The organism is Pleionea sp. CnH1-48 (genome assembly GCF_024124665.1).
GTDB lineage: Bacteria > Pseudomonadota > Gammaproteobacteria > Enterobacterales > Kangiellaceae > JAMXSB01.
Genome location: NZ_JAMXSB010000008.1, coordinates 276,085 through 286,315, shown reverse-complemented (window position 1 = coordinate 286,315; position 10,231 = coordinate 276,085). Strand labels below are relative to the sequence as shown.

Annotated in this window: 10 protein-coding genes; 8 read left to right on the top strand and 2 right to left on the bottom strand. The window is 43.3% G+C overall.

What is annotated here, in order from left to right; genetic code table 11:
• The first annotated feature begins 3 nt into the window (after positions 1-3).
• From NH399_RS14600 to NH399_RS14570, 7 genes are read left to right on the top strand one after another with little or no spacing between them, the layout of a single operon-like run.
• On the top strand, positions 4-735 hold the full coding sequence (locus NH399_RS14600; protein ID WP_253041307.1) for a tetratricopeptide repeat protein: 732 nt from the start codon (positions 4-6) through the stop codon (positions 733-735).
• An 8-nt stretch (positions 736-743) separates the two neighbouring features.
• Entirely contained in the window at positions 744-1,478 is a 735-nt protein-coding gene (locus NH399_RS14595; protein ID WP_253041305.1) for an ABC transporter ATP-binding protein, read from the top strand.
• Positions 1,478-2,170, top strand: coding sequence for a hypothetical protein (locus NH399_RS14590; protein ID WP_253041303.1), 693 nt, complete (start codon positions 1,478-1,480; stop codon positions 2,168-2,170). Before NH399_RS14595 ends, NH399_RS14590 begins: the two co-directional genes overlap by 1 nt.
• 2 nt (positions 2,171-2,172) lie before the next feature.
• Positions 2,173-3,402 carry an FtsX-like permease family protein gene (locus NH399_RS14585; RefSeq protein ID WP_253041301.1) on the top strand — a complete coding sequence of 410 codons (1,230 nt, stop codon included), beginning with the start codon at positions 2,173-2,175 and terminating at the stop codon, positions 3,400-3,402.
• Between the two features lie 8 nt (positions 3,403-3,410).
• Positions 3,411-4,133: an outer membrane lipoprotein-sorting protein gene (locus NH399_RS14580; RefSeq protein WP_253041299.1), complete on the top strand. Its 723-nt coding sequence runs from the start codon at positions 3,411-3,413 to the stop codon at positions 4,131-4,133.
• Positions 4,134-4,138: 5 nt separating this feature from the next.
• Entirely contained in the window at positions 4,139-5,392 is a 1,254-nt protein-coding gene (locus NH399_RS14575; protein ID WP_253041297.1) for a hypothetical protein, read from the top strand.
• A gap of 33 nt (positions 5,393-5,425) precedes the next feature.
• A complete protein-coding gene (locus NH399_RS14570; protein WP_253041295.1) occupies positions 5,426-6,319 on the top strand; it encodes a sulfite exporter TauE/SafE family protein in 894 nt (297 codons plus the stop codon).
• Positions 6,320-6,363: 44 nt separating this feature from the next.
• Here the strand turns inward: NH399_RS14570 and NH399_RS14565 are convergent, their stop codons facing one another.
• Both NH399_RS14565 and NH399_RS14560 read right to left on the bottom strand, forming a co-directional pair.
• Positions 6,364-7,647: an HlyC/CorC family transporter gene (locus tag NH399_RS14565; RefSeq protein WP_253041293.1), complete on the bottom strand. Its 1,284-nt coding sequence runs from the start codon at positions 7,645-7,647 to the stop codon at positions 6,364-6,366.
• A gap of 39 nt (positions 7,648-7,686) precedes the next feature.
• Positions 7,687-8,487 carry an inner membrane protein YpjD gene (locus tag NH399_RS14560; RefSeq protein WP_253041291.1) on the bottom strand — a complete coding sequence of 267 codons (801 nt, stop codon included), beginning with the start codon at positions 8,485-8,487 and terminating at the stop codon, positions 7,687-7,689.
• Between the two features lie 246 nt (positions 8,488-8,733).
• Here NH399_RS14560 and ffh point away from each other — a divergent pair, with 246 nt between their 5' ends.
• The gene (gene ffh, locus NH399_RS14555; RefSeq protein WP_253041289.1) at positions 8,734-10,122 is read left to right on the top strand and encodes a signal recognition particle protein; all 1,389 of its coding nucleotides are present in this window, start codon (positions 8,734-8,736) and stop codon (positions 10,120-10,122) included.
• The last annotated feature ends 109 nt before the right edge of the window (positions 10,123-10,231 follow it).

The window sequence follows — 10,231 nt, the reverse complement described above, 5'->3', positions numbered from 1 at the left end:
GCTGTGTTAGCAAAAAAAATCCTGTCTTTTGTTGCAATTAGTTTTGTTATTGGAAATACCATTGCCTGGTTATCGGGTGCTGCACCGATTGATTTTGCTCCTGTTCCATTTTCTGAAGCTGATAAGCAAATGAAGACCGAGTTGGATGGTGTATTGTCAGTAGAACCTGATGACGTTGATGCGATGGCATGGTTGGGTTCTTTGTATTCTAACCACAACCATCTCGATGAAGCTGACGCAGTGCTGAGCCGAGCTTTGACTTTGCAGCCTGAAGACCCTCTTGTTCTTGCATTTTATAGTGCAAATCAATCGAAAAAAGCTGGGGCGATGATGGACTTTTCGATGGGGATCTACAAGTTAAATAAGCTTCAAGATGCCATTGATGGACTCAATAAGGCCGTCGAGCTTGCTCCTCAAGATATGTTTGTTCGCATCAGTCGTTTAATTACTTTTGGCTTCCTTGGAGATATTAATAGCGACTTTGATAAAGTCTTTGAGGATGAACAATGGGTCATGGAACATTTGACTGGAAGCAATGTTCAGCTGCCTAATGAAGTGTATCAAAGCGTTTATGTTGCCCTGGCCAATGCCTATAAAGTAAAGGCCGATAGTGGTGAGCAAAGTGCTCTGGTTCGTTCGAAAGACTACTTAAATAAGTTAGAGCCTATTGGTGGATGTCCTGATCTTTCATTAACGGAATGTCAGAAGCTTACACGCGAGCTAGGTAAAAGCTAGAGGTTTATATGCTGGTTGTTGCTGATTCATTATGTAAATACTATTCGCTGGGTGAAAACCAGGTGACTGCGTTAGATAACGTCAGTTTTAGTATTGATAAAGGTGAGTTCGTTGTTATCAAAGGGGCAAGTGGTAGTGGTAAAAGTACTTTGCTCAATATTCTTGGTGCAATGGATGAACCTTGCAAGGGAAGTCTGGCTATTGATGGAGTTGAGCTCAACCAGCTAAACGAACGCCGTCGTTCTCATTTACGTAGAGACCAAATTGGTTTTATTTTTCAGGCTTTTAATTTGATTCCGGTTTTAACCGCGGTAGAAAACGTCGTTTATCCACTTTCTCTTAGCCGAGCAAAAGATGCTAAGGAGCGTGCGATGGACGCTTTGGATAAAGTGGGGCTCAAAGCATTTGCGGCCCATAGACCAGGGCAGTTAAGCGGTGGGCAAATGCAACGGGTGGCAATAGCTCGAGCCATCGTTACCCAGCCTAATATTATTTTGGCGGATGAGCCGACGGCGAATTTAGACTCTGAAACTTCCGCCAACATTATGTTATTGATGGAAGAACTTAATAAACAAAGTGATATCACTTTTATTATCGCGACTCATCATGACTATGTTATGAGTCTTGCCAGCCGAATCATTGAAATGAAAGATGGTCGTATTATCAGTGACCTTCAGCGGCCCAATACATCGGCAAGTCAGTTTGCCTCCGATACTCATGAAAACGAACTAGAGGTGTCATAATGAAAGTTATCCTTCTTTGTATCATTCTTACTTTATGTGCTTCTGTGATTGCTCAGGATATTACCGCTCCTACTCTGATTCCTCAGAGTGAGAAAGAGCAGCTTGCTTTGGTCGACTCGTTTTCACAGGGCAAGCAGCAAGGTCATGTGGATTATCCACTCGAAAAGAAAGTTTTGCTAACCAAAATTGCTCTCGTCACAGCAAATCCAGATGTTAAATTAGAGCAGGCTCAGATGGTTTATGATGAAGCCAAAAGTTTCGCACAGAAACACAAGGAGGACATGGAGGTTAAAGCTGCGTTGGGTTCAATCACCTCTTTCATGACCATTTTTCATTTAAATAATTATGCCAAGATGGCGATCTATTCGCGCAAAGGCACTCGCTTAATGGATTATGCTGTAAAAAAAGCACCCAACCATGTTGGTGTCAGAATGCAACGAGGTGTCTCAAGTGCTGCTATGCCTGCCTTTCTAAATAGAGCTCATCTGGCCGTTGAAGATCTTGAGTTCGTTAAGAAACACTACCCTGTTAAGCAGGCCAATGGCTTCAATGCGTTTATTGACTTTTATCTGGCAACGGCTTACTCAAAGAACAACCAGCTTGATCAGGCAAAAGAGCTGTTGTTGAAAGTCCAAGCGAATGATATTCAGCCATGGTCTGAGCGAGCGAAACAAAAGCTTGCGGAGATATAGTTGTGCTATTGAGTTATAAAATTGCTTTACTGAATGTTTTCCGTAATTATCGCCGTAGCCTTATTACGTTAACAGCGATTGTTTTTGGTTGCGTCAGCCTCGTCGTATTTGGCGGGTTCGTGGCTTCTATGTATGAAGGCATGCGCGAGAACCTTATTCGCTCGCAACTCGGCCACATTCAAATTTATGCCAAAGGTTATAACCAGTTTGGACAAAGTGAGCCAGAAAAATATTTAATTTCTAAACAACAGCTCGACAAAGCAACAGAAATTCTAAACTCTACTCCTGGCATTCTTTTAACTACTGCAAGGTTGAATTTTTCTGGCTTGATCAGCGATGGCAAAAACTCTGTCGCCGTGTTGGGCGAAGGCGTATTAGCCGAAAACGAAGCCTTGCTGAGCTCTGCTATTTCGTTGAAAAAAGGCGAAGATCTGTTTGAGGAAGATGAAAGCGGTGCGCTGTTAGGTGAGGGGTTGTTTGGCTCTTTAGATACTAACACGGGAGAATACTTAACCTTGCTCTCGTCGACCGCAGATGGTGCTATTAACGCAACTGATATTCAGGTCACTGGTGTAATATCGACTGGGATCCGTGATGTCGATAGCCGTCTGGTAAGGGCGAACCTTGCTTTGGTTCAACAGCTCATGTACACCGATAAAGTGACTCGTGTTGTTGTGCTGCTTGAGGATACAGAGTTAACTGATTCAATGATAGCGGAGCTCGAAGTTGCTTTTAATGAGGCAGGCTTGAAATTGGAAATGAAATCCTGGTCTGATCTGGCTGGGTATTATCATGAAGTAGTGAATTTATTTAATGGTGTTTTTGGTTTTATCAAGATCATCGTTCTATTTATTGTTGCTCTTAGCATTTCCAATACGATGTTGATGGCTGTAATGGAGCGTACTCGAGAGATCGGTACTATCCGAGCGATGGGCGGAACGCCAGGAGAAGTGATTCATTTATTTTTGTTAGAGGCTCTTTATCTAGGAGTCTTGGGCAGTATTGCCGGTGTTCTTGTTGGTGCTTTATCTGCTCACCTTATTACTTTGTCTGGATGGATGATGCCTACGCCTCCTGGTAGCAGTCAGGATTTTCCTATTCGAGTCTTTATCGAAACAGAGGTTTTGCTAGAGACGTTGCTATTAGGCGTAGCAATTGCCTTATTATCAAGTTTGTATCCGGCTATTAAAGCATCCCGGTTGCAAATAACAAATGCTTTACGGTTTGCTTAGGAGTTGATATGAAATATGTTTTACCCGTGTTGCTAACCGTGATGAGTGGTTATATAGCAGCAGAGATGAGCGCAGACGAGTTCGTTAAGCATATTGATGGATTTCGCGGTTATCAAGACAAAGGCTTCTCTTTTAGCGTAGTTAATATCAGCTATCGACCCGACAAAGAACCTCGGCAGAATCAGCTGCAAGTGAAAGTGCTTGATGATAAGTCCTTAGTGAAGTTTTTGTCTCCAGCCAGAGAAAAAGGTCGGGCAATGCTTAAAGAGGGAAAGGATATGTGGTTACACATTCCTGGTACTCGCAGAGTCATTCGCGTTGCTCCTGCACAGCGTTTGTTAGGCGAGACAAGTAATGGGGATGTGGTAGGGATTAAACTTCATCAGGACTATAGTGCTAAAGTTCTTGGACCAGCAGAAAATGATAAAGAAGTCGAACTTCTGTTAACGGCTAAAGATAAGAAGTCGCTCTACTATCAAGTTAAGTTTCGCGTTGAAAAGGATGCGCCTTATCGACCTGTGAAAAGTGAGTTTTATTCACTCAGTGGTAAATTGATAAAAACGGCTTTTTATAAAGAGTTTAAGTCCTTTGAAGGCGAAGAGAAGTTACATAAGTTATTGTTGGTCGATCCCATTCAGGAGGGGCGCTACACCTGGATGATGTTCGATAATTATCAAGAGCAGAGTTTGAATGAAAATATTTTTCAGAAAGAGTCATTAACAAGGTTATAAGCTAGATGAGATTCGCCCTATGTTTAGCTTTGCTACCTTCGTATCTGGTAGCACAAGAATTTGATGATCCTTTTGCTGCACCGGATTTTCGGTTGGAAGAAGAAAATAAAGCCGTTGATTTTCAAGCCAATTTATTCGCTTATTGGCAGCGGCAGGAAGTTCGCTCAACTTTGTTTAATCCTGGTTTGATTGATTTTTCTGAACGTGAACGTAAGTATGCTCTGGATGTTCAGTTAGAATCAGAAATATCAAGCCGTATAAAAGGGTATTTTCGTGCTGTCACTGAGCATGGCCAATTCAGTTTGAATCGCCGTTCAGAGAGTCAAGATACTTTGTTAGAAGGTTATATAGAAACCCATTCTGACGATAATAGCTGGTGGTTAACCGTTGGACGCAAGAAGCTTCAATGGGGTAATGGGTTTAATTGGTCTCCTGCTAACCTGATGCAGCCTTATTTTGACCGACCTAGCAGTGATGTGGATAACCTTAAACAATTGAAAGGTTGGGATCTGATTGAAGTTCAGCGCCAATTTGATGGAACCTCTTTATCTTTTTGGGTAGCGAAGGCTCCAGAGTCCATTGAGGGAGACTTTCAGGGAGCTGTTCGTTGGTCGATAGAAGCGCCGATAGATTTGTCACTTATTCTACACAAAGTAGAAGAAGGGGAAATAAACTCAGCCCTTACATGGAGTCATCTATTAGGGGAGGTTACCACTTTACGAGCAGAATGGTCTTATCAAAAACAAAGAGAGCTGCCGCTTTCTACACTATCTGATGAGGTTCAGAATGAAGGCTATCACAAAGCCGTTGTGGGCATGAATTATAGCTTCTCGAACCAATGGAGTTTTGTCGCCGAATATCTTCATAACGAGCATGGATACGATAGCCAAGAGTGGCAAAGTCTTGTTAACGAAACTCAACTAGCCCGTGATAACTATTTGAACGGAGTGGATGTACCTATGTCTCTCCGTTCTTTATTTTCAGCAAATAACATCTTGAGTAATGGTCAGCTGAGACAGCGCTATGCCTTCCTTATGCTGAGTAATACTCAAGTTGATCAGTTTTTTCAATTTCGTGTCAGCAATCAGTTTAATCTGGATGATGATAGTTATTTTTGGCGCGTCGAGTTGTTTCAAAACTGGACTCAGCGTTTTTCCAGTCGGATTGAATATGAAGCTTTTTCGGGATGTGAGTATTGTGAGTTTGGCTTAACACCTTATGAAGATCAGTTACGTTTTGCCGCTTACTATGTTTTTTAATTGGTCTGGTTTATTTTAGAGATACGTAGATTTATGTTAGTACTTGGACGCCCAGAAATCCGTTTTGGCTTCTACTGTTTAAGTGTCATTCTGTTGTACTTATTATGTGTGGGAGTTGAGAGTGACCTTCCTGCCTTAAGCCAGAAAGTCACTGAATATGGGCATTTCTTTTTTATTGGTTTACTGGCGGCAACGGTTGCAAACTCAACCGGAGCGGGTGGTGGCATTATCTTTTTACCTGCCTTCATGGCTTTGGGAGTGACGCCTCAGCAAGCACTTGCTACTAGCTTTGCTATTCAATGTTTTGGTATGACATCGGGTGCCTTGGCCTGGCTGAATTTTTCTCGCAGCGAGTGGGAGAGTCGTCAGAGTCGATGGCATGGATTTAGTGGGATTCTTTTTGTCAGTAGTTTAGGCTCAATTATCGGGCTTGTTTTGGCCCAGCAGTTCATACCGAGTGCGCCATTTAATATTCATGTGTTGTTCTCGGTTTTTTCACTGTTTGTTGGATTTGCTGTTTTATATCGTACGTTACGCTACAAGGAAGAGGGCTTAGGTCGACAGACTGGACTTAGCCATAATGAAAAGGTTGTTTTGTTTTTTATTTCTGTTGCCGGAGGTGCTATCACTGCCTGGTTGTCTATTGGTATTGGAGAAATATTGGCCATTGTTTTATTAAGATTAGGCTATCGAGTCCATATTGCCGTTGCTGCGGCAGTGTGTGTCTCATCCATCAGTGTTTTGACGGGAGTGATTTATCATGCCAATCTCGGTGATGTTATCAACTATAATATCTTGTTGTTTGCTGCTCCTGCGGCAATGATAGGTGGTGCTATTGCTCGGCGTGTTGCTGTTCTTTTGGGGGCTAAACGGCTTAAGATAATGATGGCTTGTTGGATAATTATCAGTGCCATCGTTTATTTATAAAAGTGCCAGGAACAGAAATAAAAAAGCGCCAAAATGGCGCTTTTTTATTGACTGTCATCGTCCCTTAACTTGGGCCAGAGCTTAATGCTTTTGACGATATTGTCTTTGATATGAAGTATTTCCATCGGATAACCAGAAATTCGTAATCCTGTTCCTGACTGTGGAATAGATTCCATATATTCAATGATCAAGCCGTTCAGAGTTTTGGGACCATCGGTAGGAAAATCGAGATCCAAAGCTCTATTTAATTCTCTGATGGTAACGGTTCCATCAATAAGGTAGCTGCCATCATCCTGAGGGTGAATGTCTCTATTGGTGGTTGCGGCAAAGTCAGTGGTGAACTCACCAACGATTTCTTCAAGAATGTCATCAATGGTAACCAATCCTTGAATCTCGCCATATTCATCGACCACCATGCCAATACGTTGCTTATTGCGTTGGAACTTTAGCAGCTGAGTATTAAGTGGAGTGCCTTCTGGAATGTAATAAACAGGAGTAATGTATTCCAGGATGGTTTCTTTGGTAACTTCTTCACGTTCACGATTTAATAGGTTGATGATATGTCGGGCATGGAGCAATCCTTTCACTTCATCAATGCTTTCATCATAAACCGGCAAGCGAGTGTGTTGTGAGTTACAAAGTAGTTTTAAGATATCTTCAAGATCATCGCTTAAATCAATTCCAATAATCTCATTGCGCGGGATCATAATATCTTCTACAGATGCTTTTTCTAGATCCAGAATACTCAGCAACATGGTCTGGTGACGTTTGGGAATGAGGTTGCCAGCTTCGTCTACCACGGTTCGTAATTCGTCTGAACTCAAATGATCATCGCTGGAATCTTCGGGGTGAACACCAAATAGGCGCAGAATACCGTTACACATAAAGTTAACCAGCATCACAATCGGCAGAATCAACTTAAGTAAGGTATAGAGTATGTAAGACGCTGGAAACGCAATTCGCTCTGGATAAACGGCCGCCAGTGTTTTTGGGGTGACTTCTGCAAACAATAAAAATACGATGGTCAGTACTGCTGGTACAACCGCAAGACCCCACTCTCCAAATAAACGCTCCGCGACGGCGGCCGAGATCAATGTAGCGAGGATATTGACCAGATTGTTGCCGATCAAGATGAGTCCAAGTAATCGATCGGGGCGTTTTAGGAGCTTGCTCACAATTTTGGCAGAACGATGGTTATTTTTTTCGAGATGCTTGAGCCTGTATCGGTTCAGGGACATCATGCCGGTTTCGGAGCTGGAGAAAAAAGCGGATAGGAAGATTAAACCAACCAGACTAATGCTTAAGCTGGTTGTTGATATGTCGTCCAAAGAAATTCGAGCCTCATGCTGCTAAACAAAATTCCCTGATTAAGCAGGGCTAAGTATCAATTCTAAAACTAATTTACTGCCAAAGTAACCTAAACATAGCAAAATAAATCCACTGATCGTCCACTTGGCAGCCACCACACCACGCCAGCCTCTTATTTTATGACCAAGAAGCAGCCCTGCGAAGGTTAACCAGGCCATAATAGATAACAAACGCTTATGTAAGGGCTGGCTAGCCATTTCGTCTGCCAAAAACGTGAATGCTGTCAGTAAAGACACACTCATTAATACAAAACCAACCACGAGTAATTTAAATAGTAGAGACTCCAGACTTTGAATCGGCGGGAAATAGGCTGGAATTTGCGTGGGGTGTTTGCGCAGGCTGTGATCGGCATAGGCCAGCATAGATGCTTGAATAGTGGCGAGAAGCATAAACCCTGTTGCTGCTATGGCCGAGAATATATGGGTAAGGCTTGCCCACTGACTTTTTAAATACCAGATGTCCTGGCTCTCGGTAACGAAAGGTAAAACGCTGGCTATGGCACAAACAAAGGCCATCAGGGCAACAATCAGTGGGGATTCGCGTCGTAGAGCATGGTAAATAATCACCATCATGGCTAACCAGGTTGTCATGGACAGCATATTGAAGATGCTTAAGTTTTGACCATCGCTTGCGTCAATTAATCGATACAGCAAGAAACCCTGAGCCAACAACGGAACAAGACACCACAGGTAGAAACTTCGGTTGATAGGATGACGGGCTTTTAGCTGCTTGACGATAAAAAGACCTATTGCGCCAAAGCTGAGTGCGGCGGTCATTCCACTTATCAGTGCCAGATTCAAAGATTTCCCTCGCTGAGCTGGTTTATATTTTTGTCTACTAATGCTTTAGGTCTATAATACCGACCTTTGCAATGTATCATCAATGATTGACTTGTTTAAAATAGGCTTTTAGAAACGTTGCCAGCTACCAAATTGAGTAGTTAGTGTGCCGTTAGTCAATGCCGGGCTTTAAAGTATTAAACTTTGCCCCTATTATGACAAGTTATTATTTCACTAACACTGAATACAATAGAGAGTTCCTTTCTTATGTTTGACAACCTCAGCGAACGTCTTAATCGGGCCGTAAAAAACATCAGCGGTAAAGGACGTATTACCGAAGATAATATCAAAGAGACCCTACGAGAAGTGCGTATGGCACTACTTGAAGCCGACGTTGCACTGCCCGTTGTCAAAGACTTTGTGGCACGTGTTAAAGAACGTGCCCTGGGACAGGAAGTTTCCACAAGCCTATCGCCTGGCCAAGCTTTCATCAAAGTCGTTAACGACGAACTGGTTCATGCGATGGGTGAGGCTAATGATGCCTTGAACCTGTCGGCTCAGCCGCCTGCGATTATCTTGATGGCGGGTTTGCAGGGTGCGGGTAAAACCACCAGTACTGGTAAACTGGCTCGTTATCTTAAAGAGCGCGAGAAAAAGTCGGTCATGGTTGTCAGTGCCGACGTATACCGTCCTGCTGCTATTAAACAGCTAGAAACCGTTGCCGGACAGGTCGGGGTTGAGTTCTTCCCAAGTTCTGCTGATCAGAAGCCCATCGAAATTGCTAATGCAGCTATTGAGCAGGCCAAAAAGAGCTTTGCTGACGTTATTATCGTCGATACCGCGGGTCGTCTGGCGGTTGACGAAGAGATGATGAGCGAGATTAAAGAGCTGCATGCAGCCATCGAGCCTGTCGAAACTCTGTTTGTGGTAGACAGTATGACGGGTCAAGATGCCGCCAATACGGCTAAAGCCTTTAATGATGCATTACCATTGACTGGGGTTATACTGACCAAGGCTGACGGTGATGCTCGTGGTGGTGCTGCGTTATCGATTCGTCATATTACGGGTAAGCCGATTAAATTCATGGGGATTGGCGAAAAGCTCGATGCTCTGGAGCCGTTTTATCCCGATCGTGTAGCTTCGCGTATCTTGGGCATGGGGGATGTACTCTCTCTTATTGAAGAAGTTGAGCGTAAGGTCGATAAGAAAAAGGCCGAAAAACTGGCTCGCAAGGTTATCAAAGGCAAAAACTTTGATTTGGAAGATTTCCGCGAGCAACTGGTACAGATGAAAAGCATGGGTGGTATTGCTGGGATGATGGATAAACTGCCTGGCATGGGGCAGATCCCTGACTCAGCGAAAGCGCAGATTATGAATGACAAGAGCACCGTGCGTATGGAGGCTATTATTAACTCCATGACACCTCATGAGCGCAGACACCCAGACTTGATTAAAGGCTCTAGAAAGCGCCGTATCGCTATGGGCTCAGGTACCGAGATTCAAGATATCAATCGTTTGCTTAAGCAGTTTAAGCAGATGCAAAAAATGATGAAGAAGATGAGTGGCAAAGGCGGCATGATGAAAATGATGCGCGGTATGAAAGGGATGATGCCTCCTGGTGGTGGTTTTCCGCCAATGGGCGGAGGAATGCGTTAGTTATTACTAACTAATAGGCTGATATAGGCAAAAAAACGGCCACTTCCTGCTCATGAGCAAATACTGATCGTATTTTCTTATGAAAAAGGTTTCCAAAAGCTCATTTTGG

What these genes read in the sequence shown, in the direction of transcription:
- ffh (WP_253041289.1), top strand. Translation starts at nt 8,734, where the DNA reads ATGTTTGACAACCTCAGCGAACGTCTTAATCGGGCCGTAAAAAACATC.
- NH399_RS14595 (WP_253041305.1), top strand. Translation starts at nt 744, where the DNA reads ATGCTGGTTGTTGCTGATTCATTATGTAAATACTATTCGCTGGGTGAA.
- NH399_RS14575 (WP_253041297.1), top strand. Translation starts at nt 4,139, where the DNA reads ATGAGATTCGCCCTATGTTTAGCTTTGCTACCTTCGTATCTGGTAGCA.
- NH399_RS14570 (WP_253041295.1), top strand. Translation starts at nt 5,426, where the DNA reads ATGTTAGTACTTGGACGCCCAGAAATCCGTTTTGGCTTCTACTGTTTA.
- NH399_RS14580 (WP_253041299.1), top strand. Translation starts at nt 3,411, where the DNA reads ATGAAATATGTTTTACCCGTGTTGCTAACCGTGATGAGTGGTTATATA.
- NH399_RS14590 (WP_253041303.1), top strand. Translation starts at nt 1,478, where the DNA reads ATGAAAGTTATCCTTCTTTGTATCATTCTTACTTTATGTGCTTCTGTG.